Consider the following 19,840-nt stretch of genomic DNA (forward strand, 5'->3'; position numbering starts at 1 on the left):
GGCTTCCACTGCGCGAAAAATTAACTTTTAGAACTACCGCTGTAGGAAATGGGTTGTTGGTTATTGCGAAAATTCCTATTCGTTCATTTGGCTATGCCATTGGATTGCTTTCAGCACGCGCTCCACCGTCTTATTCATCGTCGCCCAATATTCTCTCTGCTCAGCGCTTCTGCCGAGATGAGAAGGAAAGGCAACTCAAACCGATGACGATAAGGACGTTGCAAATGAATGCACCTGTGCACCCCTTGTATACCAACGAAGTCTCCGCTGAATTTCTCTGCAGTCTTGACGCCCCCCATTTCACTGAAGACCGACTTGCGCACTTTTGCGACGAAGCTCTGGCAGTTGTTCGCCAAGGGCAGGCATATATGGAAGCTCATCCCGCTCACGCCATTTACCGAATCGCAACCGAGGGCAGTCAAACCCGCAATGGCGGGGTGATCAAGCAGGGAGTTGCTCCCTTGGAGTTCACATTAGAGAGCGGCCAGAAAGTACGTGCGGCACAGAAAGGCGACTACGTCGTGTACGCCGATGGGCGTACGGCGCAGATCGTGACGGGCGCGGGACAAGAAAATAGCGATGTGGCGCTGGTCGGCAGCCGCCTCTGCAATGGCGACGAGATCATCAACACCTTACAAGGTGGTTGTTTGTTGGTGGGGCGTGAAGGTGTGCCGATGGCCGAAGACTTTCTGCCTTCCATCAAGGAGGAAGAACATCAATGAACGAAGGATATTTCATTGGCCTGCATGACAAGACCACCTGCGGCGGCAAAGTCCTGGATGGCCATACCGGAGTCATGATGTACGGCATCGCCCATGCCCGCGAAGGTGATCGGGTCACCTGTGGCAAGGACGGCAAGACCTATAAGATCGTGGGTGGCATTTCCTACATGATCAGTCATGGCAAAGCCGTGGCGGGCACGCTGGACAGCCACAGCGATTGCCCCTGTAAAGCCCGGCTGATCCCTTCTGTGGTCACGGCGACCTATCGCAGCGCTAATTCTGCACCGCGAACGGGCAGGAGCGTTGTGCAACCCGTTTCCAGTGCTGCCACCAGTCAACCGGCAGCACCACGTCAGCCTGGTTTCGCCCCTTCGAACCCTCCAGCGCCTGCGATATTCGCTCGCGCGGAACCTCAAGAACCGGGATTCTATGTGGTGCCCAAAAGCATGACCCGCGAAGCCTTGGAGGCCACGCTGTTCGCCACGCCCGATGCCGTCGTGATGCGCAAGTTTCGGGCACTCAACCCAGCATCAGACAACATCAAAGCCGGCTCGTTGATCGTGCTGAGCGACCCGAACAATACCACCTGTACCTACCAGGAAGCGCAGCTGATGCAGGCCGCGCAGCAGGTCAAGTTGGCACTCGATCCCCTGACACCGGAAGAAGCCGAATTCATGTTCCGCCACGCGGCTGAAATCGCCAGTTTTACCGGGCAATCCTCGACTTGGCTTGGCGTGGGCGCGGTGGTGATGGAAAAACACCTGACCCGACTGCGCGACACCCTGCAAGCCATGGAACGCCTGCATCAGGACAGCTATCGTCAGCATGGCCACCTGCGATCGCCGCAGTTCTTCGCCGAACGCCAGCGGCTGCTCGCCCAGCTGGACGCCCACTTGCTGAACTCCACTCGCCTGCGTGGCCAGACCACCTTGGGCGATCACCCCAAGTTGAAGTCCGCCCTTGGCATTTCCAGTCGAAGCCTGGTGCACCATTGGGACAAGGCTGGGGCGCCGGGGCAGATACCGGGTTATGCGACTCATGTGAATGCGACCAGTCGGGCGGCCAAGTACATGAGCACCGGTGGTTACATCGGCATTGGGATTGGCGGTGTCTCTTCTCTGCTGGCTGTTCAGGAGGTCTGTGTTGGTGATTCTGGAGCTGCTTGTGAGAAGGTCAAGTTTACGGAGGGAGGAAAGTTTGTTGGGTCCACCTTTGGTGGCGTTGCGGGTGCAGAGATAGGTAGATATGTCAGTGGACCTATCTGTCTGGCGCTTGGAATCTCTACAGGAATTGGGGGAATTGTCTGCACCGCGACCTTGATAGGTGTTGGATCATTGGTGGGTACGACTTACATGGGTGACGGCGGTGAGTTAATGGGTGAAATCTTATATGAAAAATCCCAGCCATGATGGGAGAGGATTTTTGGAAGTCCTGGCTAGCTTTCTGGTTTCTAGCCGGTCCGATTTTGCTGGCAATTGCGAGTACTGCATTCAGTCTGTACCTCAGCCGGCATCATCTTGACGCCATGATGGAAGCCTTGAAGAACAGTCGTTATATCTACATATGGGGAGCAGGTTTGCGGAAGCAGGGGTGGTTTGGGCGCCTCTTGCTGATAGCAAAAATCGCCGGGATGGTGACCATGCCAAGGGCGTCAATCCGCATTGGTGAGTTGGACCCGGAGGATATTAAAAACTTCCCGCCTCATCTAAAGCGTCTTTTGAAAATCAAAGCAGTGATGCTGGTTGGCATTGCTTTTTGGGGATTGATTGCATATGGGTTGATGACGTTGGAGTGATTTTTGGGGTGATCGCCTCACGCTGAAGACCGCCCTTGGCATTTCCAGTCGTAGCCTGGTGCACCGCTGGGACAAAGCTGGTGCGCCGGGGCAGATTCCGGGTTATGCCATTCCTGTAAATGCGACTAGTCGGTCCTTTGATTAGTGGCACTATTTGCCTTGCACTTGGGGTTACCACGGGAATAGGTGGTGTTATCTGCGGTGGGGACAGAAGCAGGTAGCATGGGGGGCGAATTAATAGGCGAGAAAATATTTGAAGTAAAACAGCCATGACCAGCATCGACACTTGGTCTCCGTGGATTGCAATTATTGTTGCTGGCGGTCCAATTATGCTGGGCGCTGTGAACATCGCTTACTGCTTATACCTGAGTCGCCGCCATCTGGACGCCATGATGGAAGCCATTGAAGCACCAAACGCAAAAACGGCACCGAAAGGTGCCGTTTTTGTTTGGGCCTGTTCCAACGCCTTCGCGAGCAGGCTCGCTCCTACAAAGGGCCAGTGTTAATGCCAGCTAAACAACCTTCGCACCGCGCGCCTCCAGCAACTCGCGCAACACCGACCGATGACAATGCGCTTCATCCTCGCAATAACAGCCCACGGCCAGGGACGTCTGATGGGACAACGCGGCCAGCAGATCCAGCAACTGACTGGCAGCGGGCTGGCTCATCTCGGCCTTGAACTTGCGCCGGAACACCTCCCAGGCCTTGGCATCTTGCGCAGCCTTGGCCTCGGCCACCAACTGCGCACTGGGCGACAGCAGCGGCTGCCAGACATCATAAAAGTCCCGACGGGCGAATTCGGCTTTCGGTACGCCACGGGGAGGGCGGCGTACCGTGCCCAGGCGCAAGCCTTCGTCAGGTCGACGGGGTGATCCGAGTTGAACGATATGCACCACCATGGCTACTTGAGCCTCGATTCGTCGAGCCACTCCAGCGCCGTGCGCCACAAGCAGATGCCCAGGAAGTACGCCGACATCAGCAGCCACAGCCCCATCACCAACGGATTGATCAGCGGATGGTTGAGCACCAGCGACAAGCTGCACAGCAACCAGATGGCCGTCACCGCAATATTGATCGGCATGAACCGGCGTACGCGAAACGGGTGCAGGAATTTCATCCGGGACACGGTCAGCAGCGCCAGGCCGATTACCGTGACGAAGGTGATCCACGGCGACGGGGCGATGATGTACAGGCACAGGGCGACCACGTTCCAGGCGGCGGGGAAACCCTGGAAGTAGTTGTCTGTGCTCTTCATGTTGACGTTGCAGAAGCAGAACAGCGACGACACCAGAATCAGCGACACGCTCAGCAGCAAGGTGTAGTCCGGCAACGGGATGTAGCGATAGATGAACAGTGCCGGGATAAACACGTACGTCAGGTAGTCGATCACCAGGTCGAGGATCGAGCCATCGAAGCTCGGCAACACCGACTGCACGTTGACCTTGCGTGCCAGCGCACCGTCCAGTCCGTCGACGATCAGGGCGACACCCAGCCACAGCAGGCAATGGGTCGGCTGGTTATCCAGCAGGGAGAGGGTGGCGAGGAAAGCGGTGACCACGCCAGTGGCGGTAAAGCCATGGGCGCCCCATGCTTTGAGCCTGGCGATGTACAGGGTTGAAATCACGGGGGCGTTCTCCAGTGAATGAAGCAAGCCAGTTGTCACCCCGCGTACGGAGCGGTGGCAAACCGGGTCGGGTTGCAGGTATCGACCGGGTATCCGGGAATAAGGTTCACCACCTATGAATCTTAGCTGGCCCACAAAAAATACCCCGGAGCAATCCGCGGTAGCGCGGGCGGGTCAGCCCAACGGTGCTGGCACATTCGCCTGCGGGGGCTATCGTTGCCTGACTGGATAAACCCCCTTCAAGAGGACAACCGTCATGAACACCAGCGATCTGCTCGAACAATTACTGCGTGCCGGCCAGGGTTCGATGGCGCAACAGGGTGTCGGTGGCGCGTCGGCTCAGGGCGGGCTCGGCGACCTGGGTGGATTGCTCGGCGGCTTGTTGGGCGGTGGTGCTGGTGCAAGTGCTGGCGGCGGTGGCGCAGGGTTGGGCGGTTTGCTCGGTGGTTTGCTTGGCGGCGGTTCGCCGATGGGCGGTGCACCGCAAAGTCGTTCCGCTGGCGGCACCAATTATGCGGCGCTGGCGTCCCTGGGCATGATGGCGTTCCAGGCGTACCAGGCCTGGCAACGCAGTCAGGCGTCGGCACCGCAAGAAGCGCCACGGACTGTGGACTTGCTGGCCGGCCCGGAGGCCGAGGAGCACAGCCATGCGATCCTGCGGGCATTGATTGCCGCGGCCAAGGCCGATGGCCGCATCGATGTCGCCGAGAAGCAGATGATCAGCACTGAAATCGGCCGTCACACCGACGATCCGCAATTGCAGCAATTGCAGCAATTGCAGCAATGGCTGGACGACGAGGTCGCCAAGCCACTGGACGCCAATGACGTCGCGCAGTCGGCCACTGACCCAGCCATGGCCTTGGAGATGTACCTGGCCAGCGTGATGCTGGTGGACGACCAGCAGGACGCCGAGCGCAATTATCTGGATGAACTGGCCGCAGCGTTGCAGATCGCCCCGCAATTGCAAGTGCATCTGGAGCAGCAGGCCAAGGGCGGTGCGGCCTAAATCGCCCTGGGCAACAGAAACGTGGTGATGAAGGAGTGACCGCAAGAGTCAGGAAGGAACTCCATGTGGCGAGGGAGCAAGTTCCCTCGCCACATGGAGTGTGTTACTTGAGGAACGCTTGGAAGTCGGTACCCAGTTTGTCGATCGCCGCCTTGAAGTCCTTGGCGGTAATCTGCTGGCTTTCGTTTTTCAGTTCGGTGCCGAACACCTTGCGCACCACTTTGGCCACGGTCTGGTTGCTCTTGGCGTCAACGAACTCGGCTTCGATGAACAGGGTGGTGTCCTGGTCACGGTGACCGGTGGCAGCTTGAGTTGCCCCGACTACGGCCGCGATGGGAACCACTTCATACCACTTCATGCCTTCGTTCTCGGCGTTCACCCCGGTGATCGCCGCACGCATGATCAGAGGGCGGGAACCCGCCGGAGCGGATGAGGAAGTGGGTACTACGCGATACTTCTGACCCAGGGAGGCCTTGGCCTTGCTGGTCATGTAGTTCTGAATGTCGGTCAGGGTCTGCTGGTTGACTCGCTCATCGGGTTTTGGCGCTGGGTAGAGCTCCAGTTTGTTGAACACCACGGTGTCATAGGCATTGGGGTTCCACGAAGGGCTGACCCAACGCATCGCGGTACCGCCGCTCGGCGTTTCCACTTCCTGCAGGTTGTTGTAGTTGGACAGGAAGCCTGAGTATTGCTCCTTCTCCGTCACTTTCGAGGTGCAGCCGCCTAGCAGCAGACTGGCCAGCGTGGCGCCGACGAGCAGTTTTCGGGACAGATTCATAGTGGTGTTTACTCCTTGGAAGAAATCTTCGTTCTTTTGTTTACAAGACATCAAAATCGCCAGGTCATGTTCCCGCTCAAGGCTTGAATCCAGGCATTGTCGAATTGACCGGATACTCGATTGCCCGATACGGATTTGGTCTGCTCAACCGGCATGTCGCCGAGCCAGACCATGGCCCAACTGACGTTGACATCGGTGTCCTTGTTCAGAGCATAAGTGGCTCCTGTGGCAATACGCCAGGATTCGTTCATCGGCAGGATCACGCTACGGTTGCTGTCCGAGACGGCACTGCTGTCGTAGGCCACGCCGAAGTTCCACAGCCACTGCTCGGTCGCCTGGTATTGCGCGCCAAGGGAGAGGTGCCAGGTGTCCTTGAAACCAGCGTCGATCGTTTTCGATTGCGCTCCAAACGCGGTGGTGTCGACCTCTACGCCGATGTCGCCGAACTCCGACCAGTCCTGCCAGTTGGCCGTGGCCAGCAGTGCCCATTGCCGGTCCAGTTGCTGGAACAGGCTCAGGGTGACGGTTTGCGGCACCTTCGTGTCGAGTTCGGTGTTGGTGTTGTTGACTCGTTCGAGTAGCCGACCATCGCCCTTGACGTCGAGCTTGTCTTCGAAGTCCAGGTCGACCTGGCTGGTGTAGGTCAGGCCGATGCGCGTGCCGGGTTGCGGGGCGTAGATCACGCCGACGTTGGCGCCAAAGCCCCAGTCGTTGTCCCTGTATTTGAATTGGCCGTCTGAGCGGTCAGTGAAGCCGAAAGGGGAGCGGTCGATGGCGGTGTCCGCCTTCAACATGCCGTACATGGCCTTGATGCCAAGCCCGACCGACCACTGCTCGTTGAAGCGATACGCCACACTGGGCACCAGCGACAAGCCGAGCAGGCTGTCGTTCTGCACGAAGTAGCGGCCAGACCAGTCGTTGTCGTAATTGAGCGCCAGGCCGAAGTCACCGTACTGGCCGAAACCGACGCTCCAGTGCTCGTCCAGTTCATGACTGATGAAGAAGCTGCCACCGGGAATCGGATCGAGGGCGTTGCCACTGCCGCTGCCCGGGGTGTTGGTGCCGGAGTCGCGGTCGAAGCTCAGGTCGCCATACAGAACCTGCAAGCCGGCGGTGATTTGCGTGCCCGGCAGGTAACTCATGCCCGCGGGGTTGCTGGCGATGGTCGAGGGGCCTTGGGCACGGGCGGCGGCACCGGCGTTGGCCAGGCCGGCGTTATCGGTGCCGATTTCATAGAGCATGATGCCACCGGCCCAGGCTTGCTGGCAGCACAGGGCAAGTAGCGCGGAGGTGGGCAGGGCAGCTGTTTTTATTGGCATTGAAATCCCTCGGCAATTGTCCATTTCGAATACGGGTGGACTGCATCAGCCACCCGTGGATTCGGCTGTTACTTGGCCATCTCTGCCCGAGCCGCGGCGATCTTGGCTTTAACCGAGTCGAGGTTGAAGCTCGCGCCTTTTTGCATCGGCGGGAACTCGATCGCCGTTTCCGCCAGTTTGGCCACCTGTTGCTGGACGAACACGAAACGCCAGAACTGGAACTTGAACCAGTCGAAGTACTGTTGCGAACCCTGCGCGGCCTGGTTTTCCGGCCAGCCCATGCGCTCGAACGGGTCGAGTCGAAGATTGGTCAGGATCGGAACGTCCACAGCAACTTTAGCCCCCATCCAGCCCCCCGGTTGGTCAATGAAGCGATATTTGTAGTCGTCTATGCGCACTGCACCCAAGGAGCTCTCTCCAAAGTAGAAGATTTCATGCCGGTTCGACGGACCTTTTCCGGTGATCATTGGAGTTTGATCATAGCCGTCCAGATGAACTTTGTAGGTGGTGTCGCCCAATTGTTTGCCTTTGAGCAGTTCGGCGGTGATGTTCGGGTTGCCCGCGGCAGCGACCAGGGTCGGGAACCAGTCCATACCGGACATGATGCCGTTGGCGACCTGGTTGGCCGGCACTTTGCCCGGCCAGCGAATGATCGCCGGCACCCGGAAGCCACCTTCCATGACCGTGCCCTTGCCCATGGCGAACGGCGTCGTGCCGCCATCGGGCCAGGTGAAGTTTTCCGCTCCATTGTCGGTGGTGAAAATGACGATGGTGTTGTCGTCCATGCCGTCTTTCTTCAGCTTCGCCAGGACATCGCCGACGATGTCATCGAGCTGCGCCATGCCGGCTTCCTGTTCCGACCAGCCATTCTGCGAGTTGCGCATGGCCTGGTACTTGTCGGACAGGTGCGTGACGATGTGCATGCGGGTCGGGTTGAGCCAGACGAAGAACGGTTTGTTGTCCTGCTTGGCCTTGTCGATGAACGAGAAGGCCTTGTCGCGAATTTCATCGTCGACGGTTTTCATTCGCTCCGGATAGAGCGTGCCGGCGTCTTCGATTTTCTGCTTGCCCACCTTGCCCCAGCGCGGCATCACGGTCGTGTCATCGGTGGAGGAGGCCCAGCTGTGGACCATGTTGCGTGGGCCCACGGTCGCGAGCAGTTCCTGCGGATAATTGGGGTGTGCCGGATCTTCCATGGCGTCGAGGTGATAGAGGTAGCCGAAGAATTCATCGAAACCATGGACGGTGGGCAGGAACTGGTTGAGGTCGCCCAAGTGGTTCTTGCCAAACTGGCCGGTGGCATAACCCATGGCCTTGAGTGCGGTCGCGATGGTGACGGCTTCGGCGGGAATGCCTACGGGCGAGCCGGCCTGGCCGACGGTGGTCATGCCCGTGCGAATCGGCAGTTCGCCGGTGATGAAATTGGCGCGTCCGGCGGTGCAACTGGCTTCGGCGTAATAGTCGGTGAAACGCATGCCTTCATTCGCCAGTTGGTCGAGGTTGGGGGTTCTGCCAGCCATCATGCCTTGGTTGTAGACGCCGATATTCGACCAGCCGATATCGTCGCCCATGATCACCAGGATGTTGGGGGACTTGTCAGCGGCCAGGGTCAGGCCAGGAAGCGCCATGGCAGATAGCAACAGGGGGACAGCAAACATCGAGGATAAGGTTTTCCGGTTCATGTCGAGTTCCTGTGTACTAGCGTGAGTACATTGAGACGAGCCCCCAACCGCCGCTGAAATGTGTTATCCCCCCGCGATGAGCGTAGGTTTGAATTGCGAAATATCCAGTAATGAGTAGTCAGAAAATAAGTGTTGCAGGGGCGTTGCATCGAATTGGCCTTCCGGCGAAGCAGCCGCTCAAGTCGGGCGGCGAGCGATACCCGCCGCCCCCTTCGTCATTACCGGTCGGCAGTGGCGGCCAGCAATGGTGCGATTTGCTCATCGGTCAAAGCGGCATGCACGTCCATGCTCATCAGGTCGTTCCACTCCAGCACCCATTTCTGAATCGGCACCAAATCACTCGCCTCGGCAATGCCGAAGCCGGCCGAGCTCCCTACAGCGTGCCAGCGCCCGTGCATGGTGACGCCTGCGGGCGGTGCGCCACCGGTCTTGAGAAAACGTGCGATTGCGGCATCACGGTTGTCCGGGCTGATTGTCCAACTGACGATGAATAACATCGGCCATCTCCTGTTGTGCACTGGCACCTGTTGTTTGCGCGCACCTGGCTGGCGCCGGGGCCGTGGTCACGCTTGGATTTCCAGTTCCGTCCTCGCTGGCTTGCGGCAAAATCTCCCAAGGAAGGCATAGCAGTGCCCCGCGATTCATGTATGACCGCCGATCCTGTTCCGGTGCATTTTCGAGGGGGTAACAGACGCCTGTTTCACCAGCGCAACATGGGCAGCGGGCGCAGTGGCGAGCGGAGCAATTGGCGGGCTGAAAGCTTCATCAGCATCGAGTGGAAACCGTGATCGGGAAAGGTCGCCTGCACGGTTTTGATGAAGCTGCGGGGCAAACCGAAACGCACCAGACCCAGGGACACATCCACCAGATCGGCCTGGCGGAAAGGTTCGACGCTGTCGGCGTAGGCGCCGCGATACCTGCGCAGCTTGTGATGCTCAAGTATCAACGCGCTGACTTCATCCTTCAGTTCCGGTCGTTGCTGGTTGTCGAGGTATTCGGTGACCAGGGCAATGGACGGCGGCAGGTAGTCGAGCGTGTCATCGGTCCAGATACCCAGGTCATGAAACGCCGCCGCGATTTGAACGGCCTCCGAGGGCAGGCCTTCGGCACCGCACAGGGCGCCATGGAAATTCAGCACCCGGTAAATGTGGTTGCGGTAGCCCTGCAGGTCGGCACCGATGGCCAGGGCGAACGAGGTGAGAATCTCGTCGGTGATGGGGAATTCGAGAATGGGTTTCATCAGGCGTCACGCAACAGGTCGTTGGCATTGAGCAGCTCGTAGGCAATCTCCGGGCGCTTTTCCATGGCACGGCGAATGGCGGCGGGGATATTGGCGCGGGTCTTTCGGCACAGCCCCGGCAGTTCGCCAATCTGGATGCCGATGCCGCGCATGGTGCGCACTTCGTTGAAACCGGGGGCGATGTCTACGCGGATGCCCAACTGTTCGAGCATGCGCCGCTGCAGGTGTTCCAGATCGCTCAGGCTCTGCAGGTTCTCCAGGCGTTCGATCAGGCGTTTTTCTTCGTTGCGGGTCAGAAACAGAATGCGCAGGTCCGCCCCCGGTGTTTCCAGCAACGGGTCACGCCCGCAGTCGCAGGCGCCGGGCGGGCAGGGTGAGCGGATCGCAGCGGTGGTGGTCATGGGGATCAATCATAGAGCGCTGTGATCGAGTTTGCCCATAGGGATTTTTGGGGGGATGCAAAGCAATGTGGGAGCGAGCCTGCTCGCGATGGCGGAGTGTCAGTCGACAGTGATGTTGACTGAAAAAACGCTATCGCGAGCAGGCTCGCTCCCACAGGGGTTGCGGTGAATCTGCGTGACTTATTTCAGTACCAGCATCCGATAAACGCCATCTTCGACTTCGATCCCGTGGGTGTCATGGGTGAAGCCGGGGAAGGATTTGTCGAAGGCTTCCAGTGCCTTGAGATACGCCAGCAACGGTCCGTCCGCCGGACCTGCGTTCTCACCCGGCATGAGCAACGGGATGCCTGGCGGATACGGCACGATACCGGTCGCGGCGAGACGCCCGGCGGCTTCGTTGAGCGTCACCAGCTCGATGTCGTTGCGCACCAGTTTTTCGTAGGCCTCCACCGGGCTGAACTCGGCTTTTGGCAGGGTGCCGAAGGCCTGGGACATGTTGGCGGTGGTTTTGTGTTTCTTCATGGCGGCGAAGATTTCGTCGGCCAGATCCTTCAGGCCCATGCCGGCATAGCGATGCTGGTTGGCGTTGTACAGATCGGGCAGGCACAGCTCGAGCTCGGCGTTGTCGTCGTAGTCACGCTTGAAGTCGAGCAGGGCGTTGAGCAGGGTGCCCCACTTGCCTTTGGTGATGCCGATGGAGAACAGGAACAGGATGGTGAAGTCGGTGGTTTTCTCGACCACGATACCCTGGCGGCCCAGGTACGCGGTGACCACGCAGGCGGGGATGCCGTTGGCGAGCAGGTTGCCGTCGTCGCCCATGCCCGGGGCAAGTACCGAAACCTTGATCGGGTCGAGCATGCAGTAGCCGTCTTCGATGTCGCCGAAGCCGTGCCAGACCGCGTTCGGGTGCAGGACCCAGCAGTTCGGGTCGGTTTTCAGCGTGGCCGGGTCGACCTCATGGAACGGCACGGTCGCTGCGCCAACCTGTACGGTCGGCGGCTGCCAGCAGGTGAAGAACCAGTCATCCTTGCTCTGCATCTCGTTGTGCATGCGCGAGAGCACCTGGCGGAAGCTGATCGCTTCTTCAATCGACTCGTTGGTGAGGATCTGCCCGCTCGGTGCTTCCATCATCGCCGAGCTGACGTCGCAGGACGCCATGATCGCGTAGTTCGGCGAGGTCGAGGCGTGCATCATGTACGACTCGTTGAAGCGCGCGTGTTCAATCGGGTTACGCCCGTTACGCACATGGATCATCGAAGCCTGGGACAGGGCGGCCAGCAACTTGTGGGTCGACTGGGTGGCGAACACGGTCGGCTTGGACTTGTCGTGATCGGCCGGGTCGCCGTGCATGGCATGGCGTCCACTGTACAGCGGGTTGAAGCGCGCATAACCGTACCAGGCTTCGTCGAAGTGCAGGCGGTCCACGCTTTCGCCCAGCAGCTCTTCGACGCGGGTGACGTTGTAGGTCAGGCCGTCGTAGGTGGAGTTGGTGACAATGGCGTGCACCGGCGTCGGGTCGATGCCTGCCTTGACCAGCGGGTTGTTGGCGATGGCGGCTTTCACGCCTTCGGCGCTCAGGGTCTGCGGCAGGATCGGGCCGATGATGCCGTAGCGGTTGCGGGTCGGCACCAGGTAGGTCGGAATCGCCCCGGACAGGGTCATCGCGTGCTCGGCGGACTTGTGGCAATTGCGGTCGCAGAGGGCGATCTGGTTGCGCGTGACGCTGGCCATGAGGATGACGCGGTTGGACATCGACGAGCCGTTGGTCACGTAGTACGTGCGGTGGGCGCCGAAGACCTTGGCGGCGTAGCGCTCGCCCTGGCCGATGGGACCACTGTGATCGAGCAGGGAGCCCAGTTCGCCAACCGAGATCGACAGGTCGGAACGCAGCAGGTTCTCGCCGAAGAACTCGTAGAAGGCCCGGCCTGCGGTGCTCTTCAGGAATGCGGTGCCGCCGGCATGGCCGGGGGTGTGCCAGGAGTATTCATAGTTGCGGGCAAACTTCACCAGCGCGCCGAACATCGGCGGCAGGGCGGCCTGGCGATAGCGCTCGATGGCCGCCAGGATGCGCCCGCTGAGGAAACGCGAGGTGTCCTCGGGCAGCCAGATGAAGTCGTCGGCGTGTTGCATGACCAGCAACGGAATGCTCGAAGCGGTGGTGCGGTCGCTGATCAGGAACACCGGCACGCGGGTGTTGCGCTCACGCAGTTTGACCAGCAGTTTGGTGCAGTCGGCGTGGCCTTCGCTGGTGTCCATTTCCCAGCGGATGAGCACGCATTGAATGGCCGGGTCCGAGCGCAGGATCGAGGCGGCATCGGTGAGGCTTTCCGAGGCCAGTACACTGACACCACGGCCCTCTACGTCGTGGACCAGTTGATCCAGGGCGCGGCCAAACACCGTTCGCTTGTCCGGGGGGCTGCTGACCAGTAGCGCCAGCATGCCCAGCGAGTGTTTATATTCCGTCATGCTTGAACCTCCATAGTGGCTTTATTCAGATTGTTCACCGGCACTGGCTCGGCAGTGAGGTGCTGCGCGCTGACGGTTTGCGTCGGCACGCTGTTGTTGAGTGCTTCGAGGCGGATCAGGCGGTTGTTGACGAAGCCGAACAGTGTGTAACCAACGATCGTGGCCACGCCGCCCAGCATCAGGGCCTGTTCACCGGAACTGTACAGCGCCAGGTAGCTGTAGGCCGCTGCGATCAGGGCAATGACGTTGGTCGCCAGTGCCTTTCCTTCCGGCACGTTGGAGACTTTCTGCATGGTCATCAGGGCGGCCATGGACAGGATGTAAGGCACCAGGTTGGTCACCACCGCGAGGTTGACCAGGGTGTCGAACTGCTTGCTCAAGTCGGGGCTGATGGTGAGCAGGGCCAGCGCGGTTTGTGCCGCCAGCAGCACCAGCATGCCGACAATCGGCGTTCCCGCTTTGTTGCCCTTGGCAAAGATCGGCAGGAAGTAACCGGTGTCCGCCGAGCTTTTGTACACCTGGGCGATGGTGAACTGCCAACCCAGCAGTGAGCCGATGCAGGCGAGCACCATGGCCGCCATCACGATGTCGCCGACCATAGGGGTGAACATCTTGGCGAACACCAGGCCGAACGGCGCGGTGGACGCGACCAGTTCTTCGTTGCCGACGATACCGAAGATGACGTTGGTGGAGACGATGTAGATCACCGCCGCCCCCAGGGTGCCGCCCAGCACGGCAATCGGTACGTTGCGCTCAGGGTTTTCCACCGCGTCGGTGTTGGCGCAAGCCGATTCCAGACCGAGGAACGCCCACAGGGTAATGGCCACCGAGGCGCCTGCCGCTTCGAACCAGCCCTTGTCGTGGGGGTTCCAGCCAGCGGCGTATACGCTGCTGTCGAACCAGAACCAGCCCACCGTGGAGACCAGTACCACCGGTGCAATCACACCCCAGACCGTGACCGCGCCGATCCGGCCGGTAATGCTGGCACCGCCAAAGTTGGCGAAGGTGGTGATCCACAACAGGGCAATAGTGGCCAGGCCTACTTGCAGTGAATCGAGTGTTATCCCGAACAACACCTGGATATAGCCGACCGCGGTAATACTGATCGCCACGTTGGCAATCAACAGCGAGAGGCCATAGGTGTAGTTGGTGATGTAGTTACCTGCTTTACCGAAGGTGTATTCGGCGTAACCGCCCATGCCGCCGGTCTTGCGGCTGAGCATCCCGCATCGTGCAAAGGCGTAGGCCAGAGCGAGGGAGCCGGTGGCCGTTATCAGCCAGGAGAGGATCGAAATCGCACCGACTTCCGCGAGTTTCGTCGGTAGCAGGATAATGCCTGAGCCCAACATGTTGACGGCGGTCAACATTGTCAGTTGCCCCACACTCATTTTCTTTGCGACTGACATTCCGTTGCCTCACTTAGTTGGCGATTGAGAACCTTAGCTATAGCAAAGGTTTGAAAACTCGCAAGAAATTGACGAACCCCCATCCGGCTTTTTCATTTATTTGCAGAAAAGGCACGATGCTGGCCCCCAAGTTTCAAAGTTCTCTTCAAAATTACTTGGTTTTCAGTTGGTTAGATAGGTCGAGATGCGCAAGATATGGATCGCATTAATCCCGCTGGTAGTTGCGGGAATAGCCAATTCGGCTCAAGCAAAAGAACTGGCCGCCAAAGATCAGTACATGTGCAGTTGGGGCGCGGGAACCGCTGCAAGGGCACAGGAACTCAAGCTTTCAGGCGTTTCCTTGTATGCCGCCCGCCAGAAAATCCAGGTCTACAAGTTCGCCAAAAGCTGGATGCGCATGATGGCTCTTGGCATTACAGAGCAAACTTATGACAGTCCGTCGCGATTCAAACCGACTGCTGTACGCCAGAGCTTTTATGAGGACTGCGTCAGGTACAAGTTGGCGCGTAAATAAAGAAGAAGCGGGCACCGGTCGGATCGACCGCGGTGTGGGGCTGCGACGACTATATTGATTGACCATCCCAGCGACCCGATGGGGTGTTAAAACCGGTTTCTTACAACTCAATCAGGAGGTCACCATGAACCAGATCGATAAAGTGTTGTACACCGCCCAAACCCACACCACCGGCGGGCGTGACGGCGCGTCCCGCAGCTCCGACGGGATCCTCGACGTGAAGCTTTCGTCGCCTGGTGCGGGCGGTAGCGGTACTAACCCCGAGCAACTGTTCTCTGCCGGGTGGTCAGCCTGCTTCATCGGCGCCATGCAGGTTGCGGCCAGGGAAATGAAAGTGGCGCTGCCCAAGGATGTGGCCGTCGATGCCGAAGTCGACCTGGGCACCAATGAAGGCGGCTACCTGCTGCAGGCGCGGCTCAATGTCAGCCTGCCGGGGCTGGATCGTGAGACTGCACAAAAAATCGTCGACACCGGGCACCAGTACTGCCCGTACTCGAAAGCCACGCGCAATAACATCAACGTGGTGCTCAAGCTGGTTTAAGTTGAGGTGAAAAGGTCTTGGCGAACGACATGGGTTGTCGCCAAGACCTGAAAGGCTCGCCGCCCACAATTACCTGCCCCTGTGGGAGCGGGCTTGCTCGCGAAGAGGCCCACACATCCAGCAATTGTGGTGACTGACACAGCGCTTTCGCGAGCAGGCTCGCTCCCACAGGTTCTGTGTTTCAACTGATGGAGCAATCAATTCATCTTGCTGTGGTCATGCATCATCTTGCTGTGGTCCATGGTGCCAATCGCCTTGGCAACGGCTTCAACCTGAATCGACTCTTTCTCGCCCTTGGCGTCTTCCACGGTCAGGGTCAGTGGCACCTTGTCGCCTTCCTTGATCTGACCTGTGAGGTTCATCAGCATGATGTGGTAGCCGTGGGGATCGAAACTCACCGCTTTGCCGGCCGGCAGCGCAACGGACTGCACCTGCTGCATTTTCATCACGTCGTCTTTCATGCTCATTTCATGAATCTGTACCAGCCCGGCAACCGGCGTTTGCACGCTCAGCAGTTTGCTGTCGCTGCTCGCGGTGACGGTCATGAAGGCGCCGCTCGACGGTTGGCCGGCTACTGTGGCGCGAACCCAGGCGTCTTTCACCTCGGTTTGTGCCGATGCCTGAAAGGCCAGGCCAGCCAGGGACAGGCCCAGTGCCAGTTGTCTGCAATGTTGTGCGAAACGGTTTTTAGCCTGCGGGGCATTCATTTCAGCAAATCTCCATCACGGTGAGCAGGTCTTCTGCGCACTCTTTGGCCGTCAGGGACGCGGACAGCCCCAGGCGCAGATTGCCCCGGGAGTCGAAGACATAGCTGGTCGCGGTATGGGAGAGGGTATAGGTATCGCCGCTCGGGACCTTCTCAAAGAACACGCCGAATTCCTTGGCGGTGGCGGCGGTTTCTTCAAGCGTGCCGTACAGGGCTTCGAAACTCGGATCGAAAGCCTTGACGTACTTGTCGAGCAACTCTGGCGTGTCGCGTTCAGGGTCCAGGGTGATGAAGACCACCTGCAGCCTTTCGCCATCGCGACCCATCAGCTTCTTGGCTTGGGCGGCGCGGGCCAGGGTGGTCGGGCACACGGCCGGGCACTGGGTGAAACCGAAGAACACCATCGGCATCAGGCCGCGATAGCTGCCCAGCATCCGGGTTTCGCCCTCAGGGTTCTTGAGCTTGAAGTTACGTCCCATGATCTTGTCGCTGAGGTCCTTGCCGTAGTTGAACGACAGCTTGCTGCTGTCGTCACAACCGGCGAGCAGGCCCAGGCTCAACAGGCCCATGCCTTGCAGGACAGTCCGGCGGGTATACAAAGTACTCATGAAAAAAGCATCCTGTTGAACAGGCTGAAATGACAGCGTGATGACTGTACAGACGAAAAAATCGCGGGGATGTTAACAAACTGTGCCGGTGCCGGAGGTGCGGATACGACCATTGGACCGGCGCACAGGCGTGACATAGTGTCGCGCCGGAGGTTCAGCGACGCAGCTTCGCGCAATGATCCTGTTGCGGTTGCGCGGCGGTGTACCACACGTAATCGGCACTCTCGGCGGTCACGGTCTTGCCTGCCTCGGCCAGGATCAGCACCACATTCCCTTCACCGGCACCGAGATCCTTCAAGTGCAGCGGCACCCCCAGATCCTTGCGCACATGGAAGGCACCGGCCAGCAACAGCGCCGGTGTCGGCGCAGCCATCAGGCGTTCGGCCATGCGCCGGTCTCGCTGTTGTTGCACGGCGAGCATGGCTGGCATCTGCGCTTCGGGCAGCAGGCCGCAATGGGATTCGCGGATGTCGTCCAGCAAGGTCGCCTGCACCTGTGGGGTGGTGGACGCTTGCCCCGTGAGCACCGGGCGCTGTTTGTAGATCTGCATGATCTGTGCGCGGTCCAGGTTTGCCGCCAGCAGTGGATACGGTTGCCGCAGCGCGTAGGTGACAAGTGCGCCATAGACGCTCCAGTCCCAATTGGCCTGCCAGGCCAGTGCCTTGAACGCATCGGCCGGTGGCTGGCCCGCGCGGGTCGCGGCCTGCGCGGCATCGACCCTGGCCTGTTGATCGGGATTGAGCATTTCCATCAACAAACTGCCTTGCGAGCGTTGTGCCGCCAGTTCGCGCAGCAGCCACAATTGCAGGGCGTGGTGGTCCGGGTTGTCGTGCTGTTCACCGACCAGAACACGCGGCGCAGCGGCCAGTCGTTCGACCAGTTCTTGCGGCGTCAGCGTACGGCCCGTGGCGAGTTCGCGAATGACCCCAAGGTCGGTGTGATCACGCCCTTGCGGCGCGATCGGCGCCGGCAGTGGTGTGACCTGATGGGTTTGGCAGGCAGCCAACAGGCTGAATGCACAGAGCAACAGAAAGCGCATCGGTTTTCCTTAAATAGATAGAAACCCCCTCGATCAAGGAAGGAGGGGGGCAGTATCAGCGCGCGATGATCAACGGGTGGCCGCGTTCCGGGTGTTGGTGAATCAGCACCTCCAACCCATACACCGCTGCCAGCGCTTCGGCGGTCAGCACCTCTGCCGGTGGACCGTAGGCGTGGGGCAGGCCCTCTTGCAACAGCAGCAGTTGATCGCAGTAACGTGCGGCCAGGTTGAGGTCATGCAGGATCACCAGCACCGCGGCGCCACGCTCGGCGAAGTCACGCACGGCTTGCAAAATGGTGTGCTGGTGCAGCGGATCGAGCATCGACGTCGGTTCATCGAGCAGCAGGGTTTGCCCTTCGGCGCCCGGCCAGAGCTGCGCGAGCACCCGCGCCAGATGTACGCGCTGGCGTTCACCGCCGGACAGGGCCAGGTAGCTGCGTCCGGCTAGATGAAGCGCATCGGCGGCTTTGAGCGCCTCGGCGACGATTTCGGCATCACGCACGCGGCCGCTGGCGTGGGGCAAGCGACCCATGCTGACGACTTCGTTGACTGAGAACGCAAAGTTCAGGCTCGAACTCTGCGGCAGCACGGCCAGGCGTTTGGCCCGCTCCTGACCCGGCCAGTCGGCGAGTGGACGCTCGTCGAGGCTGACCCTGCCTTCACTGATCGCCAGCTCACCACACAAGGCAGCGAGCAGGGTGCTTTTGCCGGCACCATTGGGTCCCAGCACGCCCAGTACTTCACCGGGACGCAACTCGATATCGATGTTCGCCAGTACCGTGCGGTTGCCACGACGTACCAGCAAGTTGTTTGCCCGCAGCATCAGGAACGCCCTCGTACCAGCAGATATAGAAAGAACGGAGCGCCGATCAGCGCAGTCACGATGCCGATGGGCAATTCGGCTGGCGCCAACAACAAACGCGCCACCAGATCGGCCAGCAACAGCAGGCTCGCACCGGCCAGCAACGAGGCGGGCAGCAACACCCGGTGATCCGGACCCACCAGCAGGCGCATCAGATGCGGCACCACCAGACCGATAAAACCGATCAGGCCGGCCGCCGCGACGGCGGCGCCGACGCCGAGCGCCGTGCACAACACCAGCTCAAGCTTGATCCGCTCGATGTCGAAGCCCAGGTGACGCGCCTCCGATTCACCCAGCAGCATCGCATTGAGCGCCGCCGCGCGACGGGGCAACCACAACGCCACGCCCAGGGTGACGATCAGCAACGGCCACAAGCGCGGGTAACTGGCACCGTTGAGGCTGCCCAGGTTCCAGAACGTCAGGGTGCGCAAGGTCGCATCATCGGCCAGGTAGGTGAACAGCCCGACCCCGGCACCGGCCATCGCCGTCATCGCCACACCCGCCAAGAGCATGGTGGCAACGTCGGTTTGCCCGTTGCGACGACCAAATCGATACACCACTGCCGTGACGATCAAGCCACCGACGAAGGCGCTCACCGACAGCAGGTAGGGTTCGATCGCCGGCGGCAAGCCACCGAGCAGGCTGCCGCCGACGATGGCCAGGGCGGCACCGAGCGCCGCACCACCGGACACACCGACCAGGCCCGGATCGGCCAAGGGGTTGCGGAACAACCCCTGCATTGCCACGCCGGACAGCGCCAGTACCGAACCGACGGCGATACCGAGCAGACTGCGCGGCAGACGAATCTGACCGAGGATCAGCTGCGCCTGCTGCGTGTCGCCACCTCCCAACGGCAACCCGAACAGGCGCATCCCGGCCAGCAAGGTATCGCCCAAGGGCAGGCTGACCGGCCCGAGGGCCAGGGACAGCCAGAACACCAGGACCAGTAACAGCATTAGAACGATCAACGTCGGACGCGGCCGAAAAATGGCCGTCATGGGTTGGTCCCGGCGGTCTGCGCTATGGCGTCCGGGTAGAACGCCGTGGCACAGGCCGGCAGTGTCTTGATACGCATCGGGACTATTCCTTGGCCGATCAGAGGGGGTGGCGGGCATCGAAACCTTCGTAGCG

General features: G+C 60.0%; 22 protein-coding genes. 7 read left to right on the plus strand and 15 right to left on the minus strand.

Features of this window, described 5'->3' with window-relative positions; all coding sequences use genetic code 11:
* Positions 1-56 precede the first annotated feature (56 nt).
* From AC3IT9_RS11765 to AC3IT9_RS11780, 4 genes are all read left to right on the plus strand, one after another.
* On the plus strand, positions 57-722 hold the full coding sequence (locus AC3IT9_RS11765) for a hypothetical protein (RefSeq protein ID WP_489273152.1): 666 nt from the start codon (positions 57-59) through the stop codon (positions 720-722).
* Positions 719-2,131: a PAAR domain-containing protein gene (locus tag AC3IT9_RS11770; RefSeq protein WP_489273153.1), complete on the plus strand. Its 1,413-nt coding sequence runs from the start codon at positions 719-721 to the stop codon at positions 2,129-2,131. The genes AC3IT9_RS11765 and AC3IT9_RS11770 overlap by 4 nt, the downstream gene beginning before the upstream one ends.
* Positions 2,128-2,517 carry a hypothetical protein gene (locus AC3IT9_RS11775; protein ID WP_489273154.1) on the plus strand — a complete coding sequence of 130 codons (390 nt, stop codon included), beginning with the start codon at positions 2,128-2,130 and terminating at the stop codon, positions 2,515-2,517. Before AC3IT9_RS11770 ends, AC3IT9_RS11775 begins: the two co-directional genes overlap by 4 nt.
* Positions 2,518-2,786: 269 nt before the next feature.
* Positions 2,787-3,023 (plus strand): hypothetical protein, encoded by a 237-nt coding sequence (locus tag AC3IT9_RS11780; protein WP_489273156.1) that lies wholly within the window; start codon positions 2,787-2,789, stop codon positions 3,021-3,023.
* Between the two features lie 6 nt (positions 3,024-3,029).
* Here AC3IT9_RS11780 and AC3IT9_RS11785 read toward each other — a convergent pair whose 3' ends face one another.
* Both AC3IT9_RS11785 and pcsA read right to left on the minus strand, forming a co-directional pair.
* Positions 3,030-3,416: a DUF488 domain-containing protein gene (locus AC3IT9_RS11785; RefSeq protein WP_489273506.1), complete on the minus strand. Its 387-nt coding sequence runs from the start codon at positions 3,414-3,416 to the stop codon at positions 3,030-3,032.
* A gap of 2 nt (positions 3,417-3,418) precedes the next feature.
* Positions 3,419-4,141 (minus strand): phosphatidylcholine synthase, encoded by a 723-nt coding sequence (pcsA, locus tag AC3IT9_RS11790; protein ID WP_150725270.1) that lies wholly within the window; start codon positions 4,139-4,141, stop codon positions 3,419-3,421.
* Between the two features lie 256 nt (positions 4,142-4,397).
* On the opposite strand from pcsA, the gene AC3IT9_RS11795 reads away from it, so the two are divergent.
* Positions 4,398-5,147: a DUF533 domain-containing protein gene (locus AC3IT9_RS11795; RefSeq protein WP_489273158.1), complete on the plus strand. Its 750-nt coding sequence runs from the start codon at positions 4,398-4,400 to the stop codon at positions 5,145-5,147.
* Positions 5,148-5,250: 103 nt separating this feature from the next.
* Here AC3IT9_RS11795 and AC3IT9_RS11800 read toward each other — a convergent pair whose 3' ends face one another.
* From AC3IT9_RS11800 to potE, 8 genes are all read right to left on the minus strand, one after another.
* Positions 5,251-5,925, minus strand: coding sequence for a DUF3313 domain-containing protein (locus AC3IT9_RS11800; protein ID WP_150752922.1), 675 nt, complete (start codon positions 5,923-5,925; stop codon positions 5,251-5,253).
* Positions 5,926-5,975: 50 nt separating this feature from the next.
* On the minus strand, positions 5,976-7,244 hold the full coding sequence (locus AC3IT9_RS11805) for an OmpP1/FadL family transporter (protein ID WP_489273160.1): 1,269 nt from the start codon (positions 7,242-7,244) through the stop codon (positions 5,976-5,978).
* A gap of 68 nt (positions 7,245-7,312) precedes the next feature.
* Positions 7,313-8,926, minus strand: a complete 1,614-nt coding sequence (locus AC3IT9_RS11810) for an arylsulfatase (protein WP_489273162.1) — start codon at positions 8,924-8,926, stop codon at positions 7,313-7,315.
* A gap of 218 nt (positions 8,927-9,144) precedes the next feature.
* A complete protein-coding gene (locus AC3IT9_RS11815; RefSeq protein ID WP_057398488.1) occupies positions 9,145-9,423 on the minus strand; it encodes a DUF3303 domain-containing protein in 279 nt (92 codons plus the stop codon).
* A 203-nt stretch (positions 9,424-9,626) separates the two neighbouring features.
* A complete protein-coding gene (locus tag AC3IT9_RS11820) occupies positions 9,627-10,166 on the minus strand; it encodes an HD domain-containing protein (protein ID WP_489273163.1) in 540 nt (179 codons plus the stop codon).
* Entirely contained in the window at positions 10,166-10,567 is a 402-nt protein-coding gene (locus tag AC3IT9_RS11825) for a hypothetical protein (RefSeq protein WP_008050481.1), read from the minus strand. The genes AC3IT9_RS11820 and AC3IT9_RS11825 overlap by 1 nt, the downstream gene beginning before the upstream one ends.
* A gap of 180 nt (positions 10,568-10,747) precedes the next feature.
* Complete coding sequence (locus AC3IT9_RS11830; RefSeq protein WP_489273165.1) at positions 10,748-13,033, minus strand: Orn/Lys/Arg family decarboxylase; 2,286 nt, start codon at positions 13,031-13,033, stop codon at positions 10,748-10,750.
* Positions 13,030-14,439, minus strand: coding sequence for a putrescine-ornithine antiporter (potE, locus tag AC3IT9_RS11835; RefSeq protein WP_150759653.1), 1,410 nt, complete (start codon positions 14,437-14,439; stop codon positions 13,030-13,032). Before potE ends, AC3IT9_RS11830 begins: the two co-directional genes overlap by 4 nt.
* Positions 14,440-14,623: 184 nt before the next feature.
* Here potE and AC3IT9_RS11840 point away from each other — a divergent pair, with 184 nt between their 5' ends.
* Both AC3IT9_RS11840 and AC3IT9_RS11845 read left to right on the plus strand, forming a co-directional pair.
* Positions 14,624-14,953 (plus strand): hypothetical protein, encoded by a 330-nt coding sequence (locus AC3IT9_RS11840; RefSeq protein ID WP_150725278.1) that lies wholly within the window; start codon positions 14,624-14,626, stop codon positions 14,951-14,953.
* A 124-nt stretch (positions 14,954-15,077) separates the two neighbouring features.
* Positions 15,078-15,494, plus strand: a complete 417-nt coding sequence (locus tag AC3IT9_RS11845; protein WP_151214795.1) for an organic hydroperoxide resistance protein — start codon at positions 15,078-15,080, stop codon at positions 15,492-15,494.
* A gap of 197 nt (positions 15,495-15,691) precedes the next feature.
* Here the strand turns inward: AC3IT9_RS11845 and AC3IT9_RS11850 are convergent, their stop codons facing one another.
* The 5 genes from AC3IT9_RS11850 to AC3IT9_RS11870 form a co-directional block, all read right to left on the minus strand.
* Positions 15,692-16,201, minus strand: coding sequence for a copper chaperone PCu(A)C (locus tag AC3IT9_RS11850; protein WP_150752915.1), 510 nt, complete (start codon positions 16,199-16,201; stop codon positions 15,692-15,694).
* A 1-nt stretch (position 16,202) separates the two neighbouring features.
* Positions 16,203-16,808, minus strand: coding sequence for an SCO family protein (locus AC3IT9_RS11855; protein WP_150725281.1), 606 nt, complete (start codon positions 16,806-16,808; stop codon positions 16,203-16,205).
* Between the two features lie 154 nt (positions 16,809-16,962).
* Complete coding sequence (locus tag AC3IT9_RS11860; RefSeq protein ID WP_489273166.1) at positions 16,963-17,847, minus strand: ChaN family lipoprotein; 885 nt, start codon at positions 17,845-17,847, stop codon at positions 16,963-16,965.
* A 55-nt stretch (positions 17,848-17,902) separates the two neighbouring features.
* On the minus strand, positions 17,903-18,670 hold the full coding sequence (locus AC3IT9_RS11865; protein WP_150752913.1) for a heme ABC transporter ATP-binding protein: 768 nt from the start codon (positions 18,668-18,670) through the stop codon (positions 17,903-17,905).
* Positions 18,670-19,665, minus strand: coding sequence for a FecCD family ABC transporter permease (locus AC3IT9_RS11870; protein ID WP_489273507.1), 996 nt, complete (start codon positions 19,663-19,665; stop codon positions 18,670-18,672). The genes AC3IT9_RS11865 and AC3IT9_RS11870 overlap by 1 nt, the downstream gene beginning before the upstream one ends.
* Positions 19,666-19,840: the final 175 nt, after the last annotated feature.

It is taken from the genome of Pseudomonas sp. KH_046_1, from assembly GCF_057839025.1.

What these genes read in the sequence shown, in the direction of transcription:
- AC3IT9_RS11770 (WP_489273153.1), top strand. Translation starts at nt 719, where the DNA reads ATGAACGAAGGATATTTCATTGGCCTGCATGACAAGACCACCTGCGGC.
- AC3IT9_RS11775 (WP_489273154.1), top strand. Translation starts at nt 2,128, where the DNA reads ATGATGGGAGAGGATTTTTGGAAGTCCTGGCTAGCTTTCTGGTTTCTA.
- AC3IT9_RS11780 (WP_489273156.1), top strand. Translation starts at nt 2,787, where the DNA reads ATGACCAGCATCGACACTTGGTCTCCGTGGATTGCAATTATTGTTGCT.
- AC3IT9_RS11785 (WP_489273506.1), bottom strand. Translation starts at nt 3,416, where the DNA reads ATGGTGGTGCATATCGTTCAACTCGGATCACCCCGTCGACCTGACGAA.
- AC3IT9_RS11795 (WP_489273158.1), top strand. Translation starts at nt 4,398, where the DNA reads ATGAACACCAGCGATCTGCTCGAACAATTACTGCGTGCCGGCCAGGGT.
- AC3IT9_RS11800 (WP_150752922.1), bottom strand. Translation starts at nt 5,925, where the DNA reads ATGAATCTGTCCCGAAAACTGCTCGTCGGCGCCACGCTGGCCAGTCTG.
- AC3IT9_RS11805 (WP_489273160.1), bottom strand. Translation starts at nt 7,244, where the DNA reads ATGCCAATAAAAACAGCTGCCCTGCCCACCTCCGCGCTACTTGCCCTG.
- AC3IT9_RS11810 (WP_489273162.1), bottom strand. Translation starts at nt 8,926, where the DNA reads ATGAACCGGAAAACCTTATCCTCGATGTTTGCTGTCCCCCTGTTGCTA.
- AC3IT9_RS11815 (WP_057398488.1), bottom strand. Translation starts at nt 9,423, where the DNA reads ATGTTATTCATCGTCAGTTGGACAATCAGCCCGGACAACCGTGATGCC.
- AC3IT9_RS11820 (WP_489273163.1), bottom strand. Translation starts at nt 10,166, where the DNA reads ATGAAACCCATTCTCGAATTCCCCATCACCGACGAGATTCTCACCTCG.
- AC3IT9_RS11825 (WP_008050481.1), bottom strand. Translation starts at nt 10,567, where the DNA reads ATGACCACCACCGCTGCGATCCGCTCACCCTGCCCGCCCGGCGCCTGC.
- AC3IT9_RS11830 (WP_489273165.1), bottom strand. Translation starts at nt 13,033, where the DNA reads ATGACGGAATATAAACACTCGCTGGGCATGCTGGCGCTACTGGTCAGC.
- potE (WP_150759653.1), bottom strand. Translation starts at nt 14,439, where the DNA reads ATGTCAGTCGCAAAGAAAATGAGTGTGGGGCAACTGACAATGTTGACC.
- AC3IT9_RS11840 (WP_150725278.1), top strand. Translation starts at nt 14,624, where the DNA reads ATGCGCAAGATATGGATCGCATTAATCCCGCTGGTAGTTGCGGGAATA.
- AC3IT9_RS11845 (WP_151214795.1), top strand. Translation starts at nt 15,078, where the DNA reads ATGAACCAGATCGATAAAGTGTTGTACACCGCCCAAACCCACACCACC.
- AC3IT9_RS11850 (WP_150752915.1), bottom strand. Translation starts at nt 16,201, where the DNA reads ATGAATGCCCCGCAGGCTAAAAACCGTTTCGCACAACATTGCAGACAA.
- AC3IT9_RS11855 (WP_150725281.1), bottom strand. Translation starts at nt 16,808, where the DNA reads ATGAGTACTTTGTATACCCGCCGGACTGTCCTGCAAGGCATGGGCCTG.
- AC3IT9_RS11860 (WP_489273166.1), bottom strand. Translation starts at nt 17,847, where the DNA reads ATGCGCTTTCTGTTGCTCTGTGCATTCAGCCTGTTGGCTGCCTGCCAA.
- AC3IT9_RS11865 (WP_150752913.1), bottom strand. Translation starts at nt 18,670, where the DNA reads ATGCTGCGGGCAAACAACTTGCTGGTACGTCGTGGCAACCGCACGGTA.
- AC3IT9_RS11870 (WP_489273507.1), bottom strand. Translation starts at nt 19,665, where the DNA reads ATGCTGTTACTGGTCCTGGTGTTCTGGCTGTCCCTGGCCCTCGGGCCG.